This is a genomic window from Pseudomonas sp. Tun-23181 (assembly GCF_057415455.1).
Genome location: NZ_CM171630.1, coordinates 2,575,377 through 2,601,549, shown reverse-complemented (window position 1 = coordinate 2,601,549; position 26,173 = coordinate 2,575,377). Strand labels below are relative to the sequence as shown.

General features: G+C 65.2%; 21 protein-coding genes. 6 read left to right on the top strand and 15 right to left on the bottom strand.

What is annotated here, in order from left to right:
- The first annotated feature begins 5 nt into the window (after positions 1-5).
- A complete protein-coding gene (locus ACDI39_RS12410; protein WP_225789457.1) occupies positions 6-866 on the top strand; it encodes an efflux RND transporter periplasmic adaptor subunit in 861 nt (286 codons plus the stop codon).
- Between the two features lie 507 nt (positions 867-1,373).
- On the top strand, positions 1,374-2,408 hold the full coding sequence (locus ACDI39_RS12405; RefSeq protein WP_486538781.1) for a PDDEXK nuclease domain-containing protein: 1,035 nt from the start codon (positions 1,374-1,376) through the stop codon (positions 2,406-2,408).
- 11 nt (positions 2,409-2,419) lie between these two features.
- Here ACDI39_RS12405 and ACDI39_RS12400 read toward each other — a convergent pair whose 3' ends face one another.
- Positions 2,420-2,866 (bottom strand): universal stress protein, encoded by a 447-nt coding sequence (locus ACDI39_RS12400; protein ID WP_486538779.1) that lies wholly within the window; start codon positions 2,864-2,866, stop codon positions 2,420-2,422.
- Between the two features lie 163 nt (positions 2,867-3,029).
- Between ACDI39_RS12400 and ACDI39_RS12395 the strand changes: the two genes are divergently transcribed.
- The 4 genes from ACDI39_RS12395 (at position 3,030) to ACDI39_RS12380 (ending at position 8,163) form a co-directional block, all read left to right on the top strand.
- On the top strand, positions 3,030-3,935 hold the full coding sequence (locus ACDI39_RS12395) for a LysR family transcriptional regulator (protein WP_225789454.1): 906 nt from the start codon (positions 3,030-3,032) through the stop codon (positions 3,933-3,935).
- Positions 3,936-4,090: 155 nt separating this feature from the next.
- Positions 4,091-5,629 carry an MFS transporter gene (locus tag ACDI39_RS12390; RefSeq protein ID WP_225789453.1) on the top strand — a complete coding sequence of 513 codons (1,539 nt, stop codon included), beginning with the start codon at positions 4,091-4,093 and terminating at the stop codon, positions 5,627-5,629.
- 27 nt (positions 5,630-5,656) lie between these two features.
- Positions 5,657-6,718, top strand: a complete 1,062-nt coding sequence (locus ACDI39_RS12385) for an HlyD family secretion protein (protein WP_225789452.1) — start codon at positions 5,657-5,659, stop codon at positions 6,716-6,718.
- Positions 6,715-8,163 carry an efflux transporter outer membrane subunit gene (locus ACDI39_RS12380; protein WP_225789451.1) on the top strand — a complete coding sequence of 483 codons (1,449 nt, stop codon included), beginning with the start codon at positions 6,715-6,717 and terminating at the stop codon, positions 8,161-8,163. Before ACDI39_RS12385 ends, ACDI39_RS12380 begins: the two co-directional genes overlap by 4 nt.
- Positions 8,164-8,236: 73 nt before the next feature.
- Here the strand turns inward: ACDI39_RS12380 and ACDI39_RS12375 are convergent, their stop codons facing one another.
- From ACDI39_RS12375 to ACDI39_RS12310, 14 genes are all read right to left on the bottom strand, one after another.
- Positions 8,237-9,061 (bottom strand): SDR family oxidoreductase, encoded by an 825-nt coding sequence (locus ACDI39_RS12375; RefSeq protein WP_225789450.1) that lies wholly within the window; start codon positions 9,059-9,061, stop codon positions 8,237-8,239.
- A gap of 77 nt (positions 9,062-9,138) precedes the next feature.
- The gene (locus tag ACDI39_RS12370; protein ID WP_253079962.1) at positions 9,139-9,603 is read right to left on the bottom strand and encodes a multidrug transporter; all 465 of its coding nucleotides are present in this window, start codon (positions 9,601-9,603) and stop codon (positions 9,139-9,141) included.
- A gap of 142 nt (positions 9,604-9,745) precedes the next feature.
- Positions 9,746-11,200, bottom strand: coding sequence for a mannose-1-phosphate guanylyltransferase/mannose-6-phosphate isomerase (locus tag ACDI39_RS12365; protein WP_486538775.1), 1,455 nt, complete (start codon positions 11,198-11,200; stop codon positions 9,746-9,748).
- 33 nt (positions 11,201-11,233) lie between these two features.
- Entirely contained in the window at positions 11,234-11,881 is a 648-nt protein-coding gene (locus ACDI39_RS12360) for an alginate O-acetyltransferase AlgF (protein WP_225789447.1), read from the bottom strand.
- 13 nt (positions 11,882-11,894) lie between these two features.
- Entirely contained in the window at positions 11,895-13,052 is a 1,158-nt protein-coding gene (locus tag ACDI39_RS12355) for an alginate O-acetyltransferase (protein ID WP_225789446.1), read from the bottom strand.
- 10 nt (positions 13,053-13,062) lie between these two features.
- Positions 13,063-14,520 (bottom strand): MBOAT family O-acyltransferase, encoded by a 1,458-nt coding sequence (locus ACDI39_RS12350; protein WP_225789445.1) that lies wholly within the window; start codon positions 14,518-14,520, stop codon positions 13,063-13,065.
- A gap of 178 nt (positions 14,521-14,698) precedes the next feature.
- Complete coding sequence (locus ACDI39_RS12345; RefSeq protein WP_225789444.1) at positions 14,699-15,802, bottom strand: mannuronate-specific alginate lyase; 1,104 nt, start codon at positions 15,800-15,802, stop codon at positions 14,699-14,701.
- A 7-nt stretch (positions 15,803-15,809) separates the two neighbouring features.
- A complete protein-coding gene (locus ACDI39_RS12340) occupies positions 15,810-17,252 on the bottom strand; it encodes an alginate O-acetyltransferase (RefSeq protein WP_225789443.1) in 1,443 nt (480 codons plus the stop codon).
- Between the two features lie 13 nt (positions 17,253-17,265).
- Complete coding sequence (gene algG / locus ACDI39_RS12335; RefSeq protein WP_253079960.1) at positions 17,266-18,828, bottom strand: mannuronan 5-epimerase AlgG; 1,563 nt, start codon at positions 18,826-18,828, stop codon at positions 17,266-17,268.
- Between the two features lie 31 nt (positions 18,829-18,859).
- Positions 18,860-20,338 carry an alginate export family protein gene (locus tag ACDI39_RS12330; RefSeq protein WP_486538771.1) on the bottom strand — a complete coding sequence of 493 codons (1,479 nt, stop codon included), beginning with the start codon at positions 20,336-20,338 and terminating at the stop codon, positions 18,860-18,862.
- Positions 20,335-21,765 carry an alginate biosynthesis TPR repeat lipoprotein AlgK gene (gene algK, locus ACDI39_RS12325; RefSeq protein ID WP_253079958.1) on the bottom strand — a complete coding sequence of 477 codons (1,431 nt, stop codon included), beginning with the start codon at positions 21,763-21,765 and terminating at the stop codon, positions 20,335-20,337. Before algK ends, ACDI39_RS12330 begins: the two co-directional genes overlap by 4 nt.
- A gap of 12 nt (positions 21,766-21,777) precedes the next feature.
- Entirely contained in the window at positions 21,778-22,944 is a 1,167-nt protein-coding gene (locus tag ACDI39_RS12320; RefSeq protein ID WP_225789439.1) for an alginate biosynthesis protein Alg44, read from the bottom strand.
- 36 nt (positions 22,945-22,980) lie between these two features.
- Positions 22,981-24,462, bottom strand: a complete 1,482-nt coding sequence (locus ACDI39_RS12315) for a glycosyltransferase family 2 protein (protein WP_225789438.1) — start codon at positions 24,460-24,462, stop codon at positions 22,981-22,983.
- A 61-nt stretch (positions 24,463-24,523) separates the two neighbouring features.
- Positions 24,524-25,840: a nucleotide sugar dehydrogenase gene (locus ACDI39_RS12310; RefSeq protein WP_225789437.1), complete on the bottom strand. Its 1,317-nt coding sequence runs from the start codon at positions 25,838-25,840 to the stop codon at positions 24,524-24,526.
- Between the last annotated feature and the right edge of the window lie 333 nt (positions 25,841-26,173).

The following is a 26,173-nucleotide window of genomic DNA, read 5'->3' as shown; positions in this document are numbered from 1 at the left end:
CTTCGATGAAAAAGTTCTTCAGCCTGGTCGCCACCCTGCTGGTGCTGGCCGCCGCCGTGGTGATCGGCCGCCAGTTGTGGCTGCACTACATGACCACGCCCTGGACCCGCGACGGCCGGGTGCGCGCCGACATCGTCAATGTCGCCGCCGACGTGCCCGGCTACGTGGTGGACGTGCCGGTGCGCGACAACCAGCGGGTGAAGAAGGGCGATGTGCTGATCCAGATCGACCCCGAGCATTACCAGCTGGCGGTCGAGCAGGCCCGGGCACAGGTCGCCTCGCGCAAGGCCACCTGGGAGATGCGCAAGGTCAATGCCAGGCGCCGTGCCGACCTGGACAACCTGGTGATCTCCAGGGAGAACCGCGACGACGCCAGCAACATCGCCACTGCTGCCCTGGCCGACTACCAGCAGGCCCAGGCCCAGCTCGCCGCCGCCGAGCTGAACCTCAAGCGCACGCGGATCGTCGCCACGGTCGATGGCTACGTGACCAACCTGAATATCCACAGGGGGGATTACGCCCGCACCGGGGAGCCGGTGATGGCGGTGGTCGACGAGCACTCGTTCTGGGTGTACGGCTTCTTCGAGGAGACCAAGTTGCCCCATGTGAAGGTGGGCGATGAGGCCGAGTTGCAGATGATGAGCGGCGAGCGCATCAAAGGGCATGTGGAGAGCATCGCGCGCGGCATCTACGACCGTGACAATCCGCAGAGCCGGGAGCTGATCGCCGATGTGAACCCGACCTTCAACTGGGTGAGGCTGGCCCAGCGGGTGCCGGTGCGGATCCATATCGATGAAGTGCCGGAAGGATTTTTGCTGGCGGCGGGGACGACCTGTACGGTGGTGGTCACGCCGGGGGAGGGGTGATCCTGATTGGGCATCGATGCAGGGGCTGCTTTGCAGCCCATCGCCGGCCGGCTTCCACAGGGTCCTCTGTATGACACATGGTGTGCTTGCACCGCTGCCCACTGGGAGCCGGCTTGCCGGTGAAGCGGCCCGAAAAGGCGGCAGAAAGTCTTGCCTGACAACCGCTAGGTATTGAGCCGCTCCATTGCGTCAGTAGCCTCTTTCAACATTTCATCCCAGTCATCAGGAGCGTGGCCGCTGAGCAAGTCTTCTGGAAAACCCTGTACGCATCGTCGTTGTTTTCGTAGGCCCGCTTGGTACCGTCCTCGTTCACTGGCGTGGGCTTGTCCATATGATGGGACAGGAGCCTGCATTTTGTGCTGATAGCACGCAATGTTTTGAATATTTATTTTTGGGAAATGGACTACAGGCAGTGAGGAAAATCTGAGAGTTGCCAGTATTGGCCATGATTTCCAATGGAGGCAGTCTGGGATTACCACTTCCCTTCGATCATGCAGATTCTATCTAATGCCTGACACGCCCATATCACTCACTTCCCCGCCAGAAGGCTACTCTGACTGGCTAGCCGATCTGAAAACTCGTATCCACAATGCCCAGCAGCGGGCGAGCCTTGCAGTCAACCACGAGCTGATCAGCCTCTACTGGCATCTGGGGCGTGGCATCATTGAGCGCCAAAAGGCCCAGCGCTGGGGGGCCAAGGTCATCGAGCGTCTTGCATACGACCTGAAAACGGCGTTTCCGAGCATGAAAGGATTCTCACGTGCCAATTTGATGTACATGCGTGCTTTCGCTGACGCTTGGCCAGACGAAGCAATTGTCCAACAGGTTGTTGGACAATTGCCCTGGGGGCATAACCTCGTGCTCCTGAGCAAGTTAAAAAGCCCGGAACAAAGGCTCGCCTATGCTCAGCGAGCACGACAGCACGCTTGGTCGAGAGCGACCTTGCAGTTACACATCGAATCTAGATTGTTGGAGCGTGAGGGCAATGCCATCACTAATTTCTCGACACGCTTGCCATCATCAGGAACCGACCTTGCTCGTCAGACCCTCAAGGATCCCTATTTATTCGATTTTTTGAATATTGCCCAAGAGGCCAGTGAGCGAGAGATCGAAGCAGCGTTGGTCGAGCACATTACTCAATTTCTGCTGGAGCTGGGGGCAGGGTTCGCTTTCGTTGGATGGCAAGTTCATCTGGAGGTTGGCGGTGATGATTTCTACATTGACCTTCTGTTCTACCACCTCAAACTACGTTGCTATGTCGTCATTGAATTGAAAACTGACAAATTCAAACCTGAGCATCTAGGGCAGTTGAGCTTCTATCTCACGGCTGTCGATCTCCAAGTGAAGACAGAGCAGGACAGTCCCACCATCGGTTTACTGCTTTGCAAAGGCAAGAACAAGGTCGTTGCCGAATATGCATTACGCGACAAGGCCCAACCGATTGGCGTTGCGGAATATCAATTGATCGAGTCCTTGCCGGAAGAGTTGCAGACAAGCTTACCGAGCATCGAACAGATTGAGAGGGAATTGGCAGGCCATTGATTGCAACAGGCTCAAGCCGCCCCCACCAACACCGGAATCTCTACCCTGTCGATCACCTTCGTGCTGATCGAAGGGTCTAGCAAGCGTCCCAGCCGCGACAGGTGGCGGTGGCCCATGATGATCAGTTCGCAGTCCAGTTCGCGGGCTTTGTCGACGATGGCCTCGACGGGCTCGTCGGCGACCACGTAGCCGTGGCTGTCGAACCCTGAATCGCGCAGGGCACGCACCGCCGTGGCCACGGCATGGTCGGCCAGGCGCTGTTCCTCGCAGGCGGCGGGGTATTCTTCCTGTTCTTCCTCGGTGTAGGCCGTCGGGCGCTCGTGCACGGCGAAGGTCGAGTCGATGGCCAGCAGTACGTGCAGTTCATGCTCGCCAGGACGGCAGTAGCGGTGAGCGAGGGCGAGCAGGGCACTGGCGGCAGGAGAGGCGTCGATGGCGATCAGGACCGGGTGGGGCATGGAGGTTCCTTGGAGAGGCTGGGGGCGACGGCGGCTGTACCGGCCCCATTCTTGACCCTTTCACCTGTCTGATAAATAGCCCACCGTGCACGGGGACATTGCACCAGACGCAATCATCCGACCTGATAAGATCACTTTCCCACAGCTGTCACGGATAACGGCCATGCAACTGCCAGACATGAACCTGCTCGTCGCCCTCGATGCCCTGCTCGACGAGGGCAGCGTGGTTGGCGCGGCCCAGCGCATGAACCTGAGCCCGGCGGCCATGAGCCGGACCCTGGGGCGGATCCGCGATGCCCTCGGCGACCCGATCCTGGTGCGCGCCGGCCGTGGCCTGGTACCGACGCCACGGGCGCTGGCGCTGCGCGAGCAGGTGGCGACGCTGGTGGAGCAGGCCGGGCAGGTGTTTCGCAGCGGCGACGACGTGGACCTGCCCAACCTCGAACGGGCCTTCAACATCCGCACCAACGACCTGTTCATCGCGCTCTATGGCGCCCAGTTGCTGCGCATGATGCACGAGCAGGCACCACGCACGGTGCTGCGCTTCGTGCCGGAAAGCGGGGGCGACGACGATGCGGTGCTGCGCGACGGGCGCACCGACCTGATCATCAGCTCGACCATCGACCTGGGGCCAGAGATCAAGGTGCAGAGCCTGTTCCATACTGTCTACGTGGGCCTGGCCCGCCGCGATCACCCGATCTTCGACGACGAGATCACTCCCGAGCGCTTCGCCGCCTACCCGCAGATCAGCGTGTCGCGACGCGGCCGGGCCAATGGCCCGATCGATGTGGAGCTGGCCAATTTCAAGGTGCAACGGCGGGTCGCACTGATCACGCCGAGCTTTCATTCGGCGATGTTCTCCCTGCCGGAGTCGAACCTGATCCTGCCGATGCCGGCCAACATCCTGAGCAGTGTGAACAAGCTTGGGTTGCCCTTGCGTTCGTTCGAGATTCCGTTGCCGCTGGAGCGGGTGACGGTGGTGCAGGCGTGGCACCCGCGGTTTCACAACGATCCGGCGCATCGCTGGTTGCGGCAGATGCTGAAGGCCTGCTGCAGCGCCGATCCCTGACGGCTTGCGATGGATGTACCGGCGCATTCGCAGGCACACACGATCCATGGATTGCGTCTGACGCAACTTAAAACTGCCAATAAGTCAGTTTTCGTCAGCATTCGACCTTCTTAGACTTTCCCAGCCCCTGAAATTGTTGCTGGAGATGTCTGCCCATGAGTTCCCTGTCCGCGCCTTCCGCCGCGCTCGCCGCCCCCGCGCCGGCTGCGCCGGTGCAAGCCGCGTTCGGTCTGCGGGTGGTGGCCGGGCTGTTCGGTGTGCTGCTGGCGGTACTCTGCGCCGGCCTCAACGAGTCGGTGACGAAGATTTCCCTGGCCGATATCCGTGGCGCCATGGGCATCGGCGCCGACGAGGGCGCCTGGCTGCTGGCGGTCTACAGCGCCGCCTCGGTATCGGCCATGGCCTTTGCGCCGTGGCTGGCCACCACCTTCTCCCTGCGCCGCTTCACCCTGGCTGCCATCGGCCTGTTCGCCGTGCTCGGCCTGCTCCAACCCTTCGCCCCGAACCTGCATAGCCTGATGCTGCTGCGTATCGTCCAGGGCCTGGCGTCGGGAGCATTGCCGCCGATGCTGATGAGCGTGGCGCTGCGTTTCCTGCCGCCGGGTATCAAGGTCTATGGCCTGGCCTGCTACGCCCTGACCGCGACCTTCGGCCCCAACCTGGGTACGCCGCTGGCAGGCTTGTGGACCGAATATGTCGGCTGGCAGTGGGCGTTCTGGCAGATCATCCTGCCCTCGGCCCTGGCCATGTTCTGCGTCGGCTGGGGCCTGCCCCAGGACCCGCTACGTCTGGAGCGCTTCAAGCAGTTCGACTGGCGCGGCGTGATGCTCGGCTTGCCAGCGATCAGCAGCATCGTCCTTGGCCTGTCGCTGGGGGATCGCTGGGGCTGGTTCGACTCGCCGCTGATCTGCTGGCTGCTCGGCGGTGGCGTGCTGCTGTTGGTGCTGTTCCTGTTCAACGAATGGTCCGAGCCGCTGCCGTTCTTCCAGTTGCGCATGCTGTCGCGACGCAACCTGAGCTTCGCCCTGCTGACCCTGGCCGGGGTGCTGGTCGTGCTGTCGGGCGTGGGGAGCATCCCGTCGGCGTACCTGGCGCAGATCCAGGGCTATCGTCCGGCGCAGACCAGCCCGCTGATGATGCTGGTGGCCATGCCGCAGTTGCTCGCCCTGCCGCTCACGGCGGCGCTGTGCAACATCCGCGCGGTGGATTGCCGCTGGGTACTGGCGGCGGGCCTGGGGATGCTGGCGCTGTCGTGCCTGGGCAGCAGCCTGCTGACCAGCGAGTGGATCCGCGACGACTTCTACGTGTTCTACCTGCTGCAGGTATTTGGCCAGCCGATGGCGGTACTGCCGTTGCTGATGCTCTCCACCAATGGCATGACCCCGCAGGAAGGCCCGTTCGCCTCGGCTTGGTTCAACACCGTCAAGGGCCTGGCCGCGGTGATCGCCACCGGCCTGCTGGACGCCCTCGGCACCCTGCGCCGGCATTTCCATTCCAACCACCTGGTCGACAGCCTGGGCAATGCACCGCTGCTCGACGACCGTGCTCCGGGCTTGGCCCAGCGCATCCACGAACAGGCCCTGGTACTGACCTCGGCCGACCTGTATCTGGTGATGGCCGGCGTCGCCGTGGCCTTGATTTGCCTGATTCCTTTCGTGCCTACCCGGGTCTATCCACCGCGCGCGGTGGCTTGATCCCGGGATGAATCCGAGACTGCTGAAATGACCAACAACCGCAAGACTATCGTGATCGGCTCGGTGCTCGCCGTGGCCGTGCTGGCCGCCCTGGTCGGGCCCTGGCTGCTGGGTAGCGACCACCGGCAGACCACCAACGATGCCTACGTGACCGCCGACTACACCGTGGTCGCACCCAAGGTCGCAGGCTTCATCAAGGACGTGCTGGTGGAAGACAACCAGCAGGTCAAGGCCGGCCAGTTGCTGGCGACCATCGATGCCCGTGACTACCAGGCCGCCCTCGACGCCGCCCAGGCCCAGTTGCTGGTGGCCAGGGCGCAGAGCGCCGATGCCCGCGCCACCCTGGAGCGCCAGGCCGCGCTGATCGCCCAGGCCGAGGCGGCGGTCAAGGCGGCCCAGGCCGAGATGGCCTTCGCCGAGCATGAGGTCAAGCGTTACAGCCGCCTGGCCGAGCAGGGCGCCGGCACCGTGCAGAACGCCCAGCAGGCGCGCAGCCGGGTCGACCAGGCCCGTGCCCGCCTGGCCAACGCCCAGGCGGCGCGGGTAGCGGCGCGCAAGCAGGTGGATATCCTCAGCGCCCAGGTGGCCAGCGCCGACGGCCAGCTCAAGCGCGCCGAGGCAGGCCTGGAGAAGGCCCAACTGGACCTGTCCTACACCCGCATCACCGCGCCGGTGGACGGTATGGTCGGCGAGCGCGCCCTGCGGGTCGGTGCCTACGTCAACCCGGGGGCGCGCCTGTTGTCGGTGGTGCCGCTGCAGCGGGCCTACGTGGTCGGCAACTTCCAGGAGACCCAGCTGACCCACGTGCAACCCGGCCAGCCGGTCAGCATCAGCGTCGATACCTTCTCCGGCGAGCAACTGCACGGCCATGTCGAGAGCATCGCCCCGGCCACTGGTGTGACCTTCGCCGCCGTCAAGCCAGACAACGCCACTGGCAACTTCACCAAGGTGGTCCAGCGCATCCCGGTGAAGATCGTCTTCGATGACGGCCAGCCTCTGCTGGAGCGCCTGCGCGTGGGCATGTCGGTGGAGGCGACTATCGACACCCACGGCGACAGGCTCGCTGGCAAGGAGGTCACCGCGCGATGAAACCGGCATCACGCTTGAGCCCGCTGCTGCTGACCCTGCTGCTGGCCGGTTGCACCCTCGGGCCGGACTTCCAGCGCCCCGACAGCCAGGCGCCGCAAGCCTGGGCGCCCTTGCAAGGCGAGGCGGCGGCCAGCCAGCCGACGGCAGAACCTGTGGAGTTGCGCTGGTGGGACAACTTTCACGATGCGCGCCTGAGCGCGCTGATCCAGCGCGTCGCCGAGCGCAACCTGGACCTGCAGATGGCCAGTGCGCGCCTGCTGCAGAGCCGCGCCCTGCGCAGTACCGTGGCCGCCGACGAGGCGCCGTCGGTGGACCTCGACGGCAACTACAGCCGCGCCCGCAATAGCGCCGAAGGCCTGAACGACCCGTCCGGCAAGGCCGGCAAGTCGGCCTTCAACCTCTGGCAGGGCGACCTGATCGCCGGTTGGGAACTGGACCTGTGGGGCCGTGTACGGCGCCAGGTCGAGGCCGCCGACGCCACGGTGGAAGTGGCCGAGAACGACCGTCGGGGTGTGCTTCTGGCGCTGTTGGCTGAAACCGCCGGTGACTACATCCAGTTGCGCGCGGTGCAGCACACCCTGGAGGTCACCCGCGACAACCTCAAGGTCGCCCAGCACAGCCTGAAGCTGTCCCAGGACCGCCAGACCGAGGGTGTCGCCACGCGCCTGGACGTGGCCCAGGCCAGTGCCCAGGTGGCCTCGATCGAGGCGCGCCTGCCGACCCTGGAGGCGCGGCGCGATGATCTGATCAACGCCCTCAGCCTGCTCGCCGCTGAGCCGCCACGCAGCCTGCAGGATGAATTGCTGGCCGTGGGCGAGTTGCCGGCGCCGCAGCAGGCCTTCGCCATCGGCTTGCCGTCCGAGCTGGCCGAACGGCGCCCGGACATCCGCCAGGCCGAGGCGCGGCTACATGCCGCCACCGCGAGCATCGGTGTGGCCAAGGCCGACTTCTACCCGAGCATTCGCCTGTCTGGCAGCGTGGGCTTGCAGGCCATGCAGCTGTCTGATTTCGGCGCCTGGGACTCGCGGCGCTTCGCCTTCGGCCCGCAGCTGTCGTTGCCGATCTTCGAGGGCGGACGGTTGAAGGGCACCCTCGAGTTGCGCGAGGCCCAGCAGCAGGAGGCGGCGCTGAACTACCGCAAGGTGGTGCTGGGCGCCTGGCATGAGATCGACGATGTGCTGCGCCTGTACAACGCCAGCCAGTTGCGCCGCGACCACCTGGCCGAGGCGGTGCGGCAGAACCGCGTCGCCCTGGAGACGGCCCAGCGGCAGTATGTGGAAGGGGCTGTGGATTTTCTCAATGTGCTGAGCGTGCAGGGGGCGCTGCTGGCCAGCGAGGAGCAGTGGATCGACAGCTCGGCGGCAGTGTCCCAGGCCTTGGTGGGGTTGTACAAGGCCCTGGGTGGTGGCTGGCAGGCGTTCGACGAGCAACCTCCGAAGGTGTAGGGCTGCGAAGCAGCCCCAGAGCTGAACGTCTTGACGGGTTCTTCCACAGGTTCGCCAATGGGGCGACGCGGTCTCAAAGCGGTCGCAGCAATCCGAACCGCTTGCGCAGCACCTTGTCCAGTAGCCGCTGCGGCAGCCACCGGGCCATCAGTGGCAACGCCGTACTGCCGTTGCCCAGCCGCACCAGGGCCGGTGTCGGCACCTTGCGGGTCGCATCCAGCAACCCCTTGGCGAACGCTGCCGCCGAGGTCGGCTTGTCCTGGGATGCCCGGGCCCGCGCCTGGACATGCTCGCGCAGCGGCCACCAGGGCGAATCGGCGGCGAGCACCTGCTCGGCCTGGCGCTGGGCATTGCTGGCGAACTGCGAGGCGATCGCCCCCGGCTGCACCTCCATCACACGGATGCCGAACGGTGCCAGTTCCAGGCGCAGGGTGTCGCTCAAGGCATGCACGGCAGCCTTGGACGCACAGTAGGCACCAGCGAACGGGGTGACCAGCACGCCGGAGACGCTGCCGATGTTCACCACCAGGCCACGGGCGCGGCGCAACAGCGGGAACAGGGCACGGGTCACGCCGACCAGGGCGAAGACGTTGGTCTCGAACTGCTGGCGAATGGCATCGACGCCGCCGTCGAGCAGCGGCCCCATGGCGCCGTAGCCGGCATTGTTGATCAGGATGTCCAGGCCGCCGTAGCGGTCTTCCAGCTCCTCGGCCAGGCGAGCCAGGTCGTCGCTGTCGTTGACATCCAGTTGCCGCGCGGCGAAGCCGGCGGCGGCCAGTTGTTCGACGTCTTCGGGCTTGCGGGCGGTGGCCCAGACTTCGTGGCCGGCATCGCGAAAGGTGTCGGCCAGGGCGCGGCCGATGCCGCTGGAACAACCGGTGATCAGGACGGTGGGCATGGGGAGGCCTTTGTGGTGGGCGTGTGGATCCGTGGTGTGTCAGTGCCGGCCCATTCGCGGCGGTACCGACAACCTGTTCAGTTGGCGAATGTACCTTGCAGGTGCTCGGCACGGAACTCCAGCGTCTGTGGCCGGTAACCGGAGCGTAGCGGTGGCAGGGGCAGGCAGTCGCTCCATTCGGCACCGGGCTGCAGCTCACCGGGGCCGCGGTAGCGGGGCGCGTTGTAGGTGTTTTCGGCGAGGTTGACGGTATCGCCCGGGGCATAGGCGGCCACACGCCAGCGCAGTTCGGTCAGGGGGACGTCGTTGCCGTTCTTCATGCGTACCTGCAAGGCACGGTCGGCGGGACATTTGTCCGGTGCGTAGGTCAGTCGCAGGTCCAGTCGGGCCAGTCGCGAGGCTTCACGGTTGTCTTCCCACACCACCCACAACGCCACCAATCCCAGGCCGAACACGGCGGCCAGCGAAATCGGCAGGGCCTTGGCCGGGTAGCGCAGCAGCAAGACCAGCCAGGTGAGAATGAGCAGGGCGCCGATGATCATTGGGATAGGGGCCTTGAGTGCTTGGGTTCGGACATCTTGGAACGGCAAGCTTCAAGCTTCAAGCAAAAGCAAAAGCAGGACAGCGGTAGGGCCAGTATCGTCGGCACACCGCTGCCCTGCTTTTTCTTGTAGCTTGCAGCTGCTATTGGGCGATGGTCTTCACGGAAACGCCCCGCTCGGCAGGCGTCGAAGTCCGCCCATACACATCATCGAAGCGCTCGATGTCATCCTCGCCCAGGTAGCTGCCGGACTGCACCTCGATGATCTCCAGCGGGATCTTGCCCGGGTTGCGCAGGCGGTGGATCGAGGCGATGGGGATGTAGGTCGACTGGTTCTCGGTGAGCAGGAACACGTTCTCGTCGCAGGTCACCTCGGCGGTGCCGGACACCACGATCCAGTGCTCGGCGCGGTGATGGTGCATCTGCAGCGACAGGCTGGCGCCTGGCTTGACGGTGATGTGCTTGACCTGGAAGCGCCCGCCCATGTCCACCGAATCGTACGAGCCCCACGGGCGGTACACCTCCAGGTGGTTCTGGGTTTCGCTGCGGCCCTGCTGGTCGAGGGTGTTGACCAGTTGCTTGACGCCTTGGACCTTGTCCTTGTGGGCGATCATCATGGCGTCCTTGGTCTCGACCACCACGATGTTCTCGAGGCCGATCACCGACACCAGCTTGCCGTTGCCGTGGATCATGCAGTTGCGGCTGTCCTGCACCACCACGTCGCCCTTGGTGACGTTGCCGTTGGCGTCCTTCTCGTGCACGTCCCACAGCGACGACCAGCAGCCCACGTCGCTCCAGCCGGCGGTCAGCGGCACCACGCAGGCGCGCTGGGTCTTCTCCATCACGGCGTAGTCGATGGAGTTGTCCGGGCAGCAGGCGAAGGTGGCCTCGTCGATGGCCAGCACGTCGCCGTCATCGACGCTGCGCTCCAGGGCCAGCAGGCAGGTGTCGTAGATGTCTGGGTCGTGCTTCTTCAGCTCCTCGAGGAAGCGGCTGGCGCGGAACAGGAACATGCCGCTGTTCCAGAAGTAGCCACCGGCGCGGACGAATTCGTTGGCGCGCTTCTCATCGGGCTTCTCGACGAACTGCGCGACCCGCGCCACGCCTTCGGGCAGCAGGGCGTCCTGGCTGGAGCGGATGTAGCCGTAGCCGGTCTCGGGCTTGGTCGCCGGCACGCCGAACAGCACCATCTCGCCGCGCTCGGCGGCCACGGTGGCCAGGGCCAGGGCGCGTTGCAGGGCCTTCTGGTCTTCGATCACGTGGTCGGCTGGCAGCACCAGCATGAGCTCGTCGCGGCCTTCGTTGACCAGCTTCATCGCGGTCATCGCCACCGCCGGCGCGGTGTTGCGGCCGAAGGGCTCCATCAGGATGGCCTGGGTCTGCAGGTTCAGCCCGGACAGTTGCTCCTGGACGATGAACTTGTGGTCCTTGTTGCACACCACGATGGGGGCGTCCATGCCTTCGAACACCAGGCGCTGGAGGGTTTGCTGGAACAGGGTGTGCTCACCGGTCAGCGCCAGGAACTGCTTGGGGAACTGCTTGCGCGACAGGGGCCACAGACGGGAACCGCTACCACCAGAAAGAATTACCGGGATCATGATGTTTCTCCAAAGGTCGATAGAGGCAGGGGATCAGTTGCTGGCCACGGGACGGGTGACCCACACCGGCGACAGGCTGCTGCCGGAGCCGGTGACGTAGAGCACGGCCGCTTCGCCGCGTTCGAGGGCGACGGGCTTGACGTCGCTGACTTTCTTGTCACCTTCGTAGAGGGCGAGGTTGACCTTGACCGGGTTGATCTCGCGCTCGCCACGGCCCTTGGCCGCCACCGGCTTGACCACTTCGGTCTTGCCGTCGGCGGTCTTGAGGGTCAGCGACTGGTCGCTGAGGTTCTGTACCCGTACCAGGGCCTTCTGCTTGTTCTTGAACGGCGGTTCCTCGATCAACTGCGGGCTGCCGCTGGCGCTGTTGACCAGGGTGTAGTACTTGTCCGAGGCCAGCTTGACCGGGACGCTCTTGCCGCCGACCTGGGCGGTGTAGTCACCACCAGGCAGGAAGCTGAAGTCGCTGCTGGCCTGGGCGCCGACCTGCTTGATCTGGGTGTTGCCCACGCTGGCGGCGACCGGTGCGCTGCTGGCGTTGTACAGGCGCACGAAGGTCGAGCCTTTCGGTGCGCTCGGGCCGTAGAGCGCGGCGTCGGCGCCGGCGAAGGCCTGCAGGGAGGCCAGGGACAGGCCGGCCGCGAGGGTGAGTGCTTTGGCGATGGAAGGCTTGTTGGTCATGTGCGTTTCCTCTTCAGTGGTCCGTCCGATTGGACGACAGGGCCAGGTTTGCGTCGGTATTGCGGGTGTTCTTCAACTGCGCGATCCACTGCGGATCGAAGGCGCTGAGGTCGTTCTTCATTGGCAGATAGCGTTCCGGGAACTCCCACACCACCACTTGCGGGGCAGCGTCCTTGAAGGCGTCGCTCTGCAGGTACTTGAGCATCGGCAGCAGCGGGCCATGGCCGTCTTCGGCGTAGTTGGCCACGTCGCTGCGCAAGGCTTGCTGCAGGGCGCCGAGGAAGTTCCAGTGCGGGTTGGCGCTGTAGCTGGTACCGACCAGCGCCACCGGGATCTGGGTGTCGGCGAACAAGGCGTCGCCGCTTTCGCCTTCGGCCTGGACAGGCTGGGTGCTGCGTTGCTGCAGGTTGTCCGGGGCTGGCAGCAGCTCGCTGAACAGCGGGTCCAGGGGTAGGAAGTTGGTCAGGTCGCCCTTGTACGGGCCGCTGTCGCCGGCCTGGGTGACGAACGCCTGGGGCTCGCCATCGAGCAGGTGTTGGCGCGCCACCGCCTCGGCCAGGGTTTGCGCGGCGACCTCGGCGCCCATGGGCGTCCAGTGGGTGTCGGTGCGCAGGAACACCTGGCCGCGGGCCTTGGCCTGTTCCATCGGGGTCAGCAGGTCGGGGGCGAACACGCCGGCCTGGCGGGCCTGGGCATGGAAGCGGTTGTACAGGTCATCGTGCAGGCTGGTCGGCAATTCCTTGCCCAGGTACTCGGCATAGATCCGCGCCTTGGCCGGCACGATCGCCAGCACCAGTTGGCTGCCGTGGCGTTGCAGGGTGTCGCGTACGCCGCGGATCAGCGCCAGGTTGTCTTGCATCAGTTGCTCGGCGTCGGCGCTGGGCTTGAATTCCTCGTCGGTGAACAGCCACTGCTCACGGCCCAGCACCACGCCCGGGCGGCCTTCGTTGAACAGCTTGAAGTCCAGGGCCGCCCACAGGTTGGTGCCGATGCGCTTGATCGGGAACTGTTCGTCGTAGTGGGTCTCGGCGGCCTTGGCCAGCTTGCCGTCGAGCAGGGTCATCTGCCCGGTGCGGTTGAAGCTCTCCAGGCCACCGACGGACCAGGCGCCGAGCCCGACCAGCAGGCCGAGGAACGACAGGGAATAGGTGATGCGCAGTGTCCGGTTCATGATCATGACCTCAGAACTGGAAGTAGAGGAACGGCGAGTAGCTCTGCGCCGAGAGCTTGAGCACCGAGGCGACGAACAGCAGCAGGACCAGGGCGCGGGTCATGACCCGGGTCCAGTCCAGGCCCAGCGAGCCGTCGGCGTTGACCTGCACCGGGGTGGCCTTGGGCGTCGGTGCGGCATTGCGGTAGAAGTCGCGCAGGCCGAAGAAGGCCAGGGTGGCGTAAGCCAGCACCAGGGTCGCCACTTGCAGCCCGGTGAGCTGGGCGCGGTTGAGCTCCGACAACTGCCAGTCGCCGAAGCTGAACATGGCGCCGTACATGCGCGCGGCCACGTCCAGGTTCTCGGCGCGGAAGATCACCCAGCCGGTCACCACCAGCAGGAAGGTGAAGGCCCACTTGACCGGGTTGAAGCGCTGCGGGTTGGTGTCCAGGCCCAGCGCACGTTCGATGGCCAGCCACATGCCGTGCCAGGCGCCCCAGATGATGTAGGTGAAGTTGGCGCCATGCCACAAACCGCCCAACAGCATGGTCAAGAACAGGTTGCGGTAGGTGTTGAAGGTGCCTTTGCGGTTGCCGCCCAGGGTGATGTACAGGTAGTCGCGCAGCCAGGTCGACAGGCTGATGTGCCAGCGCCGCCAGAACTCGGTGATCGACTGGCTGATGTAGGGCTGCTTGAAGTTCTCCATGAAGCGAAAGCCCATCATCAGACCCAGGCCGATGGCCATGTCGCTGTAGCCGGAGAAGTCGAAGTACAGCTGCGCGGTGTAGGCCAGGGCGCCGAGCCAGGCATCGCCGGTGGTGGGGTTCTGCAGGGCGAAGCAGTGGTCGGCGACCACCGCCAGGGTGTCGGCGATGAACACCTTCTTGATGAAGCCCTGCATGAAGCGGGTGCAGCCTTCGGAGAACTTGTCGAGGGTGTGGGTGCGGTTGTTGAACTGATCGACCAGGTCCTTGAAGCGCAGCACGGGGCCGGCGATCAGGTGCGGGAAGATCGCCACGAACGCTGCGAAGTCGATCAGGTTGCGCGTGGCCGGGGTGTCGCCGCGGTACACGTCGATGATGTAGCTGATCGACTCGAAGATGTAGAACGAGATACCGATCGGCAGCAGCACGTGGGTGAGGATGAACGGCTCCAGGCCAAACGAGGTGATGATGGCGTTGAGGCTGTCGACGCCGAAATTGGCGTACTTGAAGTAGCCGAGGATCGCCAGGTCCACGCCCACGCCCAGCAGCAGCCAGCGCTGTGCCGGCTTGGTGCGCACGCCGGCGGCGCCGACCTTCAGGCCGATCCAGTAGTTCCACAGGGTGACCCCGGCGAACAGGGCGAGGAAGTCCACCCGCCACCAGGCGTAGAAGATATAGCTGGCGACCAGCAGCAGCAGGTTGCGATAGCGTTGCCCGCTCAGGTAGTACAGGCCGAGGAAGATCGGCAAGAACAGGAACAGGAACACGTTTGACGAGAAGACCATCCCGGTTCTCCTAATTTGTTCACAGCATCCAGGGCAAAGCGCCCCCCAAACCCCCCGGTGCAAGACCGGAAGGCAACCTGGTACCTCTGTGGGAGCCGGCTTGCCGGCGACGCAACTAGCGTTGGTCGGGACCGCTTTGCGGCCCATCGCCGGCAAGCCGGCTCCCACAGGGGTCGTGTTACTTTTTCAACTGCGCACCCGGGTCGTAGACCCGTGTCACATCGCCCCCCAGCCGGAAGCTGTTGAACGGCTGCATTCCGCGCTTGCGCTGCAAGGTGTCGCCACTGCATGGGTAAAGGCTGCAGTACGGCTCGAGCCAGGCGTACTTGCTGTCGACCTTGAGGTCCTTCATGTCCTGCTTCTGGCCATTGCGCGAGGCGAAGGCGCTCGGGTCCTTCGCACCGGCCAGGACTTTCTGCGCCAGGCGCTGCAGGGCGTTGTCGTTCTCGCCACGCAGGTCGACGCCGTTGGCCTGGGCGAAGCTGGCGATCATCGCCAGCGGCGGCAGGGCATAGTTGTGGTAGGCCAGGGCGCGCTGGCGGCGCTTGAGCTCGTTGGGCAGGAAGCCCTGGGCATCGACCTGGTTGGCGCCGACCTTGTATTCCTGCACCGCCCAGTCGAACAGGTCGCGGCGGTCGGTGGCCACGGCGGTGGCCATCACCGACCAGGCGGCCCAGTAGCTGTGGTTGTTGATCTTCTCCAGCGGCAGGTCGCTCCAGTCGCGCACGGTCTGTTCGGCCAGGCGGCCCAGCCACTTGTCGATCAGCTCGGCTTCGGCCTGGTGCGCGGCCAGTGGCTGGGAGTTGGAGAACTTCAGGCGCAGCCAGGCGCCGCTGATGCTGCCCAGGGCCCATTTGCGCATGGACTTGCCGGTGTGGTTGTAGTCGGTCGACATCAGCGCATTGGCGCGCGCCCAGGTGCCGAGCCAGGTCAGGGTGCAGTCGAGCTGGGCCGGGCGGCCGTCGCGCATGTACTGGCCGACCATCTTGCTGATGCCGCGCTCGAGGGTGGTGATGTCCTCGGTGGATTTGCGGAAGGCTTTCTCCGAGGCGACGTTGAGGGTCGCCCGGGCGCTGTCGGAGCCTTCGTATTTGCTGCGAAATTGCAGGGCGCCGGTATACGGCTTGGGGGCCGCCTGGCAGCGGAAGTTGCCGTCGCCGGTCTTGAGCTTCTCGATCCCGGCGTAGTAGCCCTGCGGTGGCACCAGCGCGGCCTGCGCGGCGCCGCCGAACAGGGCCAGGGCGAGCAGGGCGGGGGCGGTCTTTCTGGGGATAAGGGTCATGGTCGCCTCACTGGCCGGTCTGCGCAGTGTGTTGCGCGGCGCCGGCGAAGTCGTTGCGTTTGCACAGCTTGGCCTCGACCTTCTGCGTGCCGCTTTCCGGGCCCTGGATTTCCACGGCCAGCAGGTTCTGGCTGGCCCAGTCCTCGTCCTCACGCATCTGGAAGACGAAGCGCCCGTCGGTCTCGGAGGTCTCGGGTTTTTCGATCTTGATGTCCTCGTGGCGGCCGTTGAGGTACCAGAGGGTGGCTTGCAGGGTCTTGACCGAGGTGTCCTCGAAGCGGATGTCCATCTGCAGGTTGCGGTTGACCAGGTCCTTGATCACGCCGCCCTTGCCATTGACCATCAGCTCGTTCTTGCCCGGCTTGAGCGAGGTGCTGGCGCTCATCTGCGCCGGGCGTCCTTCGCAGCCGTCGTCGAGCAGGGCGAGGATCTGCCGCCAGATGGTTTCCTGGTCCAGGCGGTAGAGCGGGGAGAATTCCCAGATCAGGATCTTCGGCGGGTTGCTCTTGAATTCCTCGCTGCCCAGGTACTGGATCATCGAGCCTTCCAGGCCGCCACCGGGGAAGGCGACGTTGAGCACGTCGGCGCCGATGTACTGCTGCAGGAAGCCCGAGAAGTTGTAGTTCTTGCCACTGTGGCTGGTGCCGACCAGGGTGATCCGGGCATTGCCGCCATCGCCGAACAGGTCGTCGCCGCCGGCCTCGCCCTTGGGCTCGGTGGCGAACTGGTCCATGTACTGCACCGCATAGCTGGTGCCGCACAGTTGGCCGGCGACATTGTGCAGGGTGCCGGTCTTGCCCATGCGCCCGGACTTGTGGGTCTCGAATTCCTTGCGCGGGATGCCTTCGAAGGCCGGCATCTTGTGCACGGTCTCGGCCACGATCTTCGCCGCGCGCTCGGCGCCGTAGGGCGTCCAGTGCTGGTCGCCACGGAAGTAGAAGTCCTTGCCCTGGTCGGCGGCGGCCAGTTGCTCGTTGGTCAGCGGCGACAGGTCGGGGACGTTGTAGCCCATCTTGCTGAAGCGCTGGAGCATGGCCTGGTAGTTGCGCAGGGCCTTCTGGTAGTCGAAGGCGGCCTTTTCCTGGGGGTTGAGCATGTTTCGGTTCACCAGGCCGCGGGTCGGCTGGTACACCAGCACCAGCTCGATGCCGCGCTTGGCGAAGGCGTCGTGTACCTGCTGCAGGCGCTTGTAGCCGGCCGGGGTGGTGTCGAACTCGGTACGCAGGTCCTCGCGGGTACGGAACAGCCAGTCGCCCTGGGCCTGCACCAGGGTGGTGAAGTTCTGCTGGTAACGGGTCACGTAGCGGCTGGCGTCATGGGCCTCGGGGCACAGCTGGCAGCAGGGTTCGGCGGTGAAGGCAGGGGCCTGTACCTCATCGGCGCGCACGCCCTGGCTGATGGCCAGGAGGGCGGCGGACAGGCCGAGTAGTTTCATCAGGTGTGGGGTCATGGTCGGGGCTTCCTTAATCGATCATTTCGGTCTGGCGTTCGACCGGGTCGATCAGCACGGCCTTCTGCTGGCGTACCAGCAGGTCGAGGATTTCGTCCTGGCGCTCGCCCAGCACGCCATTGAGGCTGATGCCACTGGCCTTGCGCGGGGCGAGCATGGAGACCTTGTACAGCTCCACCGACAGGGGCGAGTCGATCGACAGGGGGCCGGAGCCATTGGCTGCCAGCTCGCCACCGACGATGATCAGCGAGACTTTGGTGTCGAACGGGTCGAGGGCGATGTCGCGATCGGTGTCGGAGAGGTCCTTGATGTGCCCGTACACACCCACCAGGCCGTTGGCCATGGCGATGTTCTCGTACAGGCGGATGTTCACGCTGTTGCGCACGCGGATACCGTGGCGGCGGTTGTTGATCAGCTTGTTGCCCCAGATCAGGTTGTCGCCGCTCTCGTACAGGGTGATGCCGTCGGTGTGGTTGCGGTAGACCTCGTTGTAGGCGATCAGGTTGTTGACGCTGTTACGGTCGATCACCACGCCCGAGAGCTTGTTGTCGTAGCTCTTGTTGTTGATGATCCAGCTGTCGTTGACCTCGCGCGAGACGATGATCCCGTGCTTCTTCTTGGTCCCGTACACGGTGTTGCCGGCGATGATCAGGCGGTGCGAGCGGTCGTGCGGGTCGATGCCGTAGACGATGTTGTCGCGGTAGGTGCTGTCCTTGATCACGAAGTCCTGGGTTTCGTAGCAGTAGAAGCCGTACCACATGTCGCTGAACTGCGAGCCGATGATCCAGCCGGTGGGTTCCGCGCGGCCCATGCGCTTGGCCATGTTCGGCGTGTACTGGGAGATGCTCACGCCGTACGACTTGCTCTTGGCGTAGCCGAAGCTGGCCATCTTGCTGTTGACGATGTAGGTCTCGGTGCCGCCCCACGACAGTAGGAAGGGGCGGAACTCGTCGGGCTTGCGGAAGGTGGCCGGGCCGTTGTCCTGCTCGCGCCAGGCGGTGACCTGGGTGTCGGTGACGAACAGCTTGCCGTCGTTGACCAGGAACGAACCGGCCTCCTGGGACAGGCGCAACTCCTTGACCTTGCCGTCGATCTCGAGGATGCCCTTGCGCCCGACCACGATCGGCAGGCGCGCCAGGTACACGCCCGGGGCGGTCTCGCGCAGGTACTGCCTGGGCACCTGACGGCTCAGTTGCTGCAGGTCGACATGGCCGTCGTCGATGAAGATCGCCTGGGGAATGCCATGCTGGCGCCTGACCCATTCGGCGCCCTTGTTGTCGCCGCCGATGAACTCCTTGAGGGTGTCCTCCTGGAGCATACGGCGCACGCTGACCTTGCCCTTGCGGCTGCGGTCGAGCTTCTTCTGCACCGCCTCGGCGGTATAGCCAGAGAGGTCGGGCAGCCTCGGCGGCGCCATGTGCAGCGGTTCGACCGGCGCGCTGGAGACCGTGTAGGTCTTGGCCTGCTGCAGCTCCTTGGCCACCGGCTTGACCGGCTCGGCCAGGGCCATGCCGCTGCCCGCCAGGAGCAGGGCGCTGGCCAGCAGGCCGTGGCGCAATTGCGGGTTCAGGTTCATGTCGGTTCTCTCTGTCCTCTGGGGCCCGGGCTCAGAAGCGCCAGATCACGTCGACGAAGGCGCGGTGCATGTACGAGTCGGCCTCGCTGCCGTAGGCATCGCCCGGCTTGAACACGCCGGCGCGCAGGCGCACCAGGGCCGAGGGTTCGTCGATCGACTGGCTCAGCGCGGCGGGCAGCAAGCCTTGCTTGAAGTACTTGGTGACGACCACGTCCATCTCCTGGCCCAGGTCCTTCTCGCCGTTGACCAGCGGGCGGCTGACGCCGTTGTCCTCGACCACCGCGTTGATGCCGCTGGAGCCGATGTTCTGTTCGCCATCGACACGCCAGAACTTGTGGTAGATGAAGCTGGCGTCGTAGTCCTCGCGCAGCTGCCAGGAGGCGAACAACGTGGCCGCCTGCAGGTTGCCCAGCTCGCCGCGGAAGGCTTCGCCGAAGCGGTGCACGCGCGAGCGGGTGCCGGTGAAGTTGGAGCGGTTGCTCTCCAGGCCGGTCTGTTCGTAGTTGCTCGAACCATCGCGGCCGCCGCCGCCACTGCCACGGGCATAGGCGGCGCCGACCTGCCAGTTGGGGTTCAGGCGCAGGCGTACGCCGAGGTCGGTGGCCCAGGCGTTGACGTCGCCGCTCTGCTTGCCAGTGGCGACTTGCTCGCCCCCTACCGGCTCGCTGCTCAAGGTGTCGCGGTCGCCAGTCAGCCAGGTGACGCTGCCCCAGTAGTTGAGGGTATGGTCGTTGCGCCAGTTGTAGGCGTCGCTGTTGGCCTCAAGGCCCAACCAGGTGAGGTCGCCGGTGCGGGTCTTGTCCAGGGCATCGACGGTTTCGCCCGGGTCCTTCAGGCTGCCGCCGTCATGGGTGTGGTGGGCACGCAGGCCGACCCAGTGCCCAGGCGTCCACTGGGTGGCGATGTTGCCGTAGACGTGGGTGCGGTCCTTGTCCTGCGGCGCCAGCTCGGTGAGGTCGGTGCGGTATTCGCTGAAGCGTTGGGCGATGCCCAGGTCGGCCTTGAGCAGGGTGGTGTCGAAGGTCCAGTTCAGCGCTTCGATGTTGGTGTCGCGCCACATGCCGTCATCGCTGCGCAGGCGCTGGCGACCGAGGCGCAGTTGCTCGCCCGGGTAGGGCGTGAAGCCGCTGTAGCCGATCCAGAACTCACGCAGGGCCAGGTAGCTCTTGTCCGGTTCGCGGCTGCCGTCGTCGGCCTGGATGGCGCTGCCGTCGTCGGACTGGCGCAGGGTATCGGTCTCGATGATGTCGGTGGCGGCCACGGCCTGGCCCATGGCGAAGGCACTCCAGTTGCCGCGCTCGCCGTAGACCCATGGGCGCAGGTCAAGGCCCAGGCCGTTGACGTCGCCGCCGGAGCGGGTGCCCAGGTCGCGGTCGTCCTCGGACTGGCCGGTGATCTTCACGTCCATGCCGAAGTTCTTCTCGGCGGTCATGTCGGCCAGGGTCGGGCAGGACCACAGCAGTGCGAAGCTCAGGCCAATGCCGGCTTTCACGAATGGGTTGAGCGTCATAGGGAGGAATCCTCGGCGTCGTCGTCTTCTTCTTGCAGGGCGTCGAGGGCCAGGGCGCTGGGGGCGCCCTGGACCATGCTGCCGCGCGCCTGCTTCTCTTGCGCGAGCAGGCGCTGGGCCTGGCTGCGCTGGTCAGGCGTCAATTGCTGGTCGAGTTGCTGCAGCAGTTCGGCCGACTGCTGCGTCGGGTTGGCCTGGGCCAGTTGCGCGAATACCCAGGCGTTGGCCGGCACCGGGCGAATGCCATGGCCTTCGCTGTAGAGCTGGGCCAGGGCGTAGTCGGCGCTGAGCTGGCCACCACGGGCGGCGCTGAGCAGGTGGTCGACGGCCTTCTGCGGCTCGACCTGGCCCAGGTAGCCACGGCGGTACAGCTGGCCGAGGTAGTAGTGGGCGCTGATCTCGCCGGCATCGGCGGCGGCCTGCAGGTGCTGCTCGGCCTTCTCGGCATCGGCTGGCAGCGTCTTGCCCTCGTAGTACAGGCGGCCGAGCAGCAGCTCGGCGCGCGGTTGTTCGGCGGCACGGCCCTTGTCGATGTAGCCGAGCAACTGCTCGGTGTCGCCGAGCTCGGGGAAGTCGTAGAGCAGTTGCGCCAGGCTGACCCAGGATGCCGGGTTGGCCGGGGCGATGTGTTCGAGCAGGTCCTTGGCGGTGTTCTCGTCGGTCTGGCCGAGGCTGCGGTCGGCCAGCACCCGGGCCACACCGTCGACTCGGCTGGCCGGCACCTGGCCACGGGCATGGGCGGCCTTGAGCTGCTGGACGAGTGCGGCCTGCTGTTCGGCCTGGCCGCGCTTCTGGTAGACGGTGGCCAGTTCCACGTAGCAGATGTCGGTGGTAGTGAGCGCGGCCTTGCAGATCCGTTCCACCTCGGCCAGGTTCTGGTCGTAGGTGCCCTGGGTGCGGTACAGCAGCACCTGGGCCAGGCCCGCTTCCGGGTTGCCGGCGGCGCGCCACTGGTCGATCTGCTGCTGGGCGTTCACGTTCGGGAAGCTCTGCGGGTGCTGCAGGTAGAGCATCGCCAACGGGATCAGGGTGTTGCCTTCGCCTTGCTGCGCGGCCAGCTTGAGCAGGGCCTCGGCCTCCTCGCGCTCGGCCTGGGTGCTGTCGGGCTTGGCCACCAGCAGGCGACCGAGGCGTGCCTGGGCGCGGGGCGAGGTGGCGGCAGCGGCGCGGTAGGTGGCCTCGGCCTGCTCGAGCTGGGCGGGGTCGCGCGAGGCGACCTTGATGTCGGCCAGGCCCACCTGGGCGTCGCTGTAGCCGAGGTCGGCCAGGGCCTTGTAGTTGCGTTCGGCCAGGGCGGTGTCGCCGCGTTTCATGGCCTCGTTGGCCAGGCGCTGGTCGGGCAGGCCGGCGCAGCCGGCCAACGCAATGGCTGCAGCCAAGGCACAGAACCCAAGGGGCGCACAGGAAAAGTGGTGTCTGCGGGTCATCGCTCGGTCCTCTTACAGCCCACGGGCCACGGCCTTGTCGATCAGCCAGTTGAGCGACGGGCCACGGTCGCTGCTGACCGCGGCGGGGCGGCCGGCCAGCTCGGCGGGCAGGGCGCCATCGGGCTTGATCTGCACGCGGATGTCGGCGGCCAGGTCTTCGCTGTTGAGGCTGCTGCTGCCGACGATCTGGCCGGTGCGCACCTCGTCCTCGCCGGCGATCTGGAAGTTGACCCGGGTACCCGGCTTGACCTCGTCGAACTGGCGGTAGCTGAAGCGCGCCTCGATCATCGGGTTGCTGGTGCGCGGTACCAGCTGGAAGATCGGCTGGCCCTTGCTGGCGTACTGGCCGTCATCCACCAGCTGGCGGGCGACCACGCAATCGCAGGGGCTGGTGAGGGTGCCGGCGAGCTGCTTGCCGAACAGCTCCTCGACCTTGGCCGGTTCGAGCTGCGAGTCGTCCAGGTGGCCCTTGAGCAGGTCGAGCATGCTGGTGCTGAAGCTGGCCAGCGGCGCGCCCTTGACCACCTGGCCACCGCTTTCGACCAGGCTCTGCACGGTGCCGTCGCGGGGCATGGTGACGTTGGTGGTGGGCACCGCGACCACGCCGGCCTCGGCATGGCTGACGAAGTACAGGCCGTACAGCGACTTGGCGATGAAGCCGAAGGCGGCCACGCCGACCACGAACACGCCGAGGCTCACGGTCACCGCGCGCAGGCGGCCGAAGGCCGAGAGGCCGGAGCCGCTGTCCTTCTGCTTGCGCGCCTTGGTGAAGTTGTCGCGCTGCAGGGTGCTGAGCACGTCGCCGACGTTGATCAGCTCGCCCGACAGGAAGGTGGTGATGATATGGCGCAGGGTCGCCACGTCACGCTGCTCCAGGTTCTGGAACTGCACGCCGACCCGGCCGCTGTCGCTCAGGTAGGAGCGCACCTGGAACTCGATGTCCATGGACAGGCCGAGGTTGTCGACCACGAACTGCAGGCGGCCACGCAGCACGTCGCCGACGTTCAGCGGCTGCTTGGCATGGAAGGACAGGCCCCCGGCGGAAAGATCGTCCACCTTCACATCGCGTGGCTCGCGGTTGCGGTCCAGGTAGCGCAGCTTGGCGGGGATGCGTACCCGGACGTGCTGGCGCTGGGCTTCGGACTCATGCACGACATTGGCGTTCACGGCGGTATTCATGGCGATTTCGTTCCTGTTAGATCCGATCCGAGGGGCTCACACGACCATGAACAGCACGGCGACGAAGATGCTGGCTGCCGAGAAGGTCATGGTTCGCGAGGACCAGGTGTTGAACCATTGTTGAAAGCTTGCGAGGTCACGCTTGAGGGCAGTGGGCTGGCGGGTCCAGGACTGCTTGTCGAGCCGGAAGAACACGTAGATCTTCATCAGCGCGCCGACGATCTGGTTGTAATAGAGGATCAGCGGGTAGGCCGGCCCCACGCTGTGGCCCGAGCACAGCAGCATGATGGTGAGGATCAGGCGGGTGATGCCGATCCACAGCAGGTACACCAGCAAAAAGCCCAGGCCGAACTTGAGGCTGGCGATCACCGCCACGGTCAGGCCCAGCAGGCTGGTCCACATGGACACGCGCTGGTCGAGCAGGACGATGCTGGTGAACAGCCCCAGGCGCTGCAGGCCAAGGCCCAGGGCGCGGGAGTTCTGCCGCAGGTTGTTGCCGTACCAGCGGTACATCAGCTTGCGGCTGGCCTTGACGAAGCTCTTCTCCGGCGGATGCTCGACGGTGTTGATCGCCGCGTCCGGCACGTAGAAGGTGTCGTAGCCCAGGCGCATCAGGCTGAACCAGCTGGACTTGTCGTCGCCGGTGAGGAACTTGAAACGGCCCAGGCGCCAGTGCTGCAGCGAGTCGCTCTCGACGTCGGCGATGAACTCGGGGTTGGTCACGACGCTGGCGCGGAACATCGACATGCGCCCGGTCATGGTCAGCACGCGCTTGGACAGGGCCATCGAGCACATGTTGATGTGGCGCTGGGCGAAGCGCAGCTTGTGCCACTCGCTCATGATGTAGCCGCCACGCACTTCGCAGAACTCGTTGGTGGTCAGGCCACCGACGCTGGGAAACAGCTTGAACCAGGGCACGGTCTTGCGTACCACGCCTTCGCCGAGCACGGTGTCGCCGTCGATCACCGCCACCACCGCATGTTCGTCCGGCATCATCCGCGAGATGGCGCGAAAGCCGTAGGCCAGACCGTCTCGCTTGCCGGTGCCGGCGATGCGCACGAAGTCCAGGGTGACGTGCTCGGGTGGGTTGTACTTGGCCCACAGGCTCTTCACCAGCAGCTCGTCGGACATCTCCACCAGCGAGCAGACCACGGTGGTCGGGTAGCCGCAGGCGATCGCCTCGCGGATCACCGAGCTGTACACCTGGGCGGTGGTGTGGGCGTCGATGCGAAAGCTGGTGACCATCAGGTAGACGTGCGACGGGTCGGCCGCTTTGCCCAGCTTGCGCACCTTGTGGCGCAGGTAGGGGTAGACGCCGTAGAGGAAGATCATGCCGCGGATGAAATGGGTGGCGCCCATGGAGTAGCGCCAGATGCCGACAGCGCCGACCAGGAAGATGAAGTGCTTCGACTGCGAGTCGAAGATATCGCTGGGCAGGGCCAGGGCGATCAGCATGAGCAGGCTCATGTAGAGCAGCCACCCGGCGCACTGCAACAGCACTGTCTGGAGCCTTTGCATGTTCAGCATCCGTCGCGAAATCAGGGGGAAGGGCAGCGACGCAGCGCTGCCCGGCCGAGGGTTACCAGCAGATGCCTTCGGTGCGGCTGCCCGGACAGGTGGGCTTGCTCATGAAGCCGACCAGGTCGATGACCTGCTTGCCTGCCGGGGCCTGCTGGGCGAGGGCGCGGAACTTCTCGTCGCGGTTGCCCAGGACGATGATCTCGGCGTTGTCGATCACCTGCTCGAGGTCGGCGTTGAGCAGCGACGAGACATGGGGGATCTTCGACTCGATGTAGTCCTTGTTGGCGCCGTGGACACGGGCGTACTGCACGTTCTGGTCGTAGATGTTCAGCTCGTAGCCTTTGCCGATCAGGCGCTCGGCCAGTTCCACCAGCGGGCTTTCGCGCAGGTCGTCGGTGCCGGCCTTGAAGGACAGGCCAAGCAGGGCGACCTTGCGCTTGTCGTGGCTTTCGATGATGTCGAAGGCGTTCTGCACCTGGGACTCGTTGCTGCGCATCAGCGAGTCGAGCAGCGGGGCCTTCACGTCGAGGCTGGCGGCGCGGTAGGTGAGGGCGCGCACGTCCTTGGGCAGGCACGAGCCGCCGAAGGCGAAGCCTGGGCGCATGTAGTACTGGGACAGGTTCAGCGCCTTGTCCTGGCAGACCACGTCCATCACCTCGCGGCCATCGACGCCCACCGCCTTGGCGATGTTGCCGATCTCGTTGGCGAAGGTGACCTTGGTGGCGTGCCAGACGTTGCAGGTGTACTTGATCATCTCGGCCACCTCGACCGGCTTGCGGATGATCGGCGCGTCCAGTTCCTCGTACAGGGCCTGGAGCACGTCGCCGCTGGCGCTGTCCAGCTCGCCGATGACGGTCATCGGTGGGTGGTCGTAGTCCTTGATCGCGGTGCTCTCGCGCAGGAACTCGGGGTTGACCGCGACGCCGAAGTCGACACCGGCTCGCTTGCCGGAGCAGTCTTCGAGGATCGGGATCACCACGTTCTTGACGGTGCCTGGCAGTACGGTGCTACGCACCACGATGGTGTGGCGGCTGGTTTTGTCGCGCAGCACATGGCCGATTTCGCGGCACACCGATTCGATGTACTCCAGGCCCAGGTCGCCGTTCTTCTTGCTCGGGGTACCGACGCAGATCATCGACACGTCGCTGGCGCGGATGGCCTCGGCGAAGTCGGTGGTGCCGCGCAGGCGGCCCGTGGCGATGCCCTGTTGCAGCAGCTGTTCCAGGCCCGGCTCGACGATGGGCGACTTGCCCTGGTTGATCAGGTCGATCTTGGTGCTGGACACGTCCACACCAATCACTTCATGGCCCCGTGCCGACAGGCAACCTGCACAGACCGCACCCACATAACCCAAACCAAAGATGCTGATACGCATCGCATTCACCTCGTGTGTTTATCACGCCGGTTCCTTGCAAAAGAACCGGACCGGGTTGATTAACCAGCAGTTTTCGGGCGCACGGTTTCATGGCGAATGCACACTTCGCCGAGCGCAGGCATGAATAAATCTGGAGCGCACAAAGTTATGCACTCAAAGTTGGCAGTCAAAGGCCAGTAATTAAAAGGCGTGCCCTGAAATGCAGCCGTCTTTATTGCAGTGCGCTACCTGGCGCGCTGCTGTGCTTGTTTTTTCAAGTGGATAAATCCTTTGAAATCAACCACTAGGACGATTAGTAGGGGCGCGTCTCTCCTGCATGGACAGGGCGTTCGG

Coding starts and splice junctions, on each gene's coding strand:
- ACDI39_RS12410 (WP_225789457.1), top strand. CDS start 6: ATGAAAAAGTTCTTCAGCCTGGTCGCCACCCTGCTGGTGCTGGCCGCC.
- ACDI39_RS12405 (WP_486538781.1), top strand. CDS start 1,374: ATGCCTGACACGCCCATATCACTCACTTCCCCGCCAGAAGGCTACTCT.
- ACDI39_RS12400 (WP_486538779.1), bottom strand. CDS start 2,866: ATGCCCCACCCGGTCCTGATCGCCATCGACGCCTCTCCTGCCGCCAGT.
- ACDI39_RS12395 (WP_225789454.1), top strand. CDS start 3,030: ATGCAACTGCCAGACATGAACCTGCTCGTCGCCCTCGATGCCCTGCTC.
- ACDI39_RS12390 (WP_225789453.1), top strand. CDS start 4,091: ATGAGTTCCCTGTCCGCGCCTTCCGCCGCGCTCGCCGCCCCCGCGCCG.
- ACDI39_RS12385 (WP_225789452.1), top strand. CDS start 5,657: ATGACCAACAACCGCAAGACTATCGTGATCGGCTCGGTGCTCGCCGTG.
- ACDI39_RS12380 (WP_225789451.1), top strand. CDS start 6,715: ATGAAACCGGCATCACGCTTGAGCCCGCTGCTGCTGACCCTGCTGCTG.
- ACDI39_RS12375 (WP_225789450.1), bottom strand. CDS start 9,061: ATGCCCACCGTCCTGATCACCGGTTGTTCCAGCGGCATCGGCCGCGCC.
- ACDI39_RS12370 (WP_253079962.1), bottom strand. CDS start 9,603: ATGATCATCGGCGCCCTGCTCATTCTCACCTGGCTGGTCTTGCTGCTG.
- ACDI39_RS12365 (WP_486538775.1), bottom strand. CDS start 11,200: ATGATCCCGGTAATTCTTTCTGGTGGTAGCGGTTCCCGTCTGTGGCCC.
- ACDI39_RS12360 (WP_225789447.1), bottom strand. CDS start 11,881: ATGACCAACAAGCCTTCCATCGCCAAAGCACTCACCCTCGCGGCCGGC.
- ACDI39_RS12355 (WP_225789446.1), bottom strand. CDS start 13,052: ATGAACCGGACACTGCGCATCACCTATTCCCTGTCGTTCCTCGGCCTG.
- ACDI39_RS12350 (WP_225789445.1), bottom strand. CDS start 14,520: ATGGTCTTCTCGTCAAACGTGTTCCTGTTCCTGTTCTTGCCGATCTTC.
- ACDI39_RS12345 (WP_225789444.1), bottom strand. CDS start 15,802: ATGACCCTTATCCCCAGAAAGACCGCCCCCGCCCTGCTCGCCCTGGCC.
- ACDI39_RS12340 (WP_225789443.1), bottom strand. CDS start 17,252: ATGACCCCACACCTGATGAAACTACTCGGCCTGTCCGCCGCCCTCCTG.
- algG (WP_253079960.1), bottom strand. CDS start 18,828: ATGAACCTGAACCCGCAATTGCGCCACGGCCTGCTGGCCAGCGCCCTG.
- ACDI39_RS12330 (WP_486538771.1), bottom strand. CDS start 20,338: ATGACGCTCAACCCATTCGTGAAAGCCGGCATTGGCCTGAGCTTCGCA.
- algK (WP_253079958.1), bottom strand. CDS start 21,765: ATGACCCGCAGACACCACTTTTCCTGTGCGCCCCTTGGGTTCTGTGCC.
- ACDI39_RS12320 (WP_225789439.1), bottom strand. CDS start 22,944: ATGAATACCGCCGTGAACGCCAATGTCGTGCATGAGTCCGAAGCCCAG.
- ACDI39_RS12315 (WP_225789438.1), bottom strand. CDS start 24,462: ATGCAAAGGCTCCAGACAGTGCTGTTGCAGTGCGCCGGGTGGCTGCTC.
- ACDI39_RS12310 (WP_225789437.1), bottom strand. CDS start 25,840: ATGCGTATCAGCATCTTTGGTTTGGGTTATGTGGGTGCGGTCTGTGCA.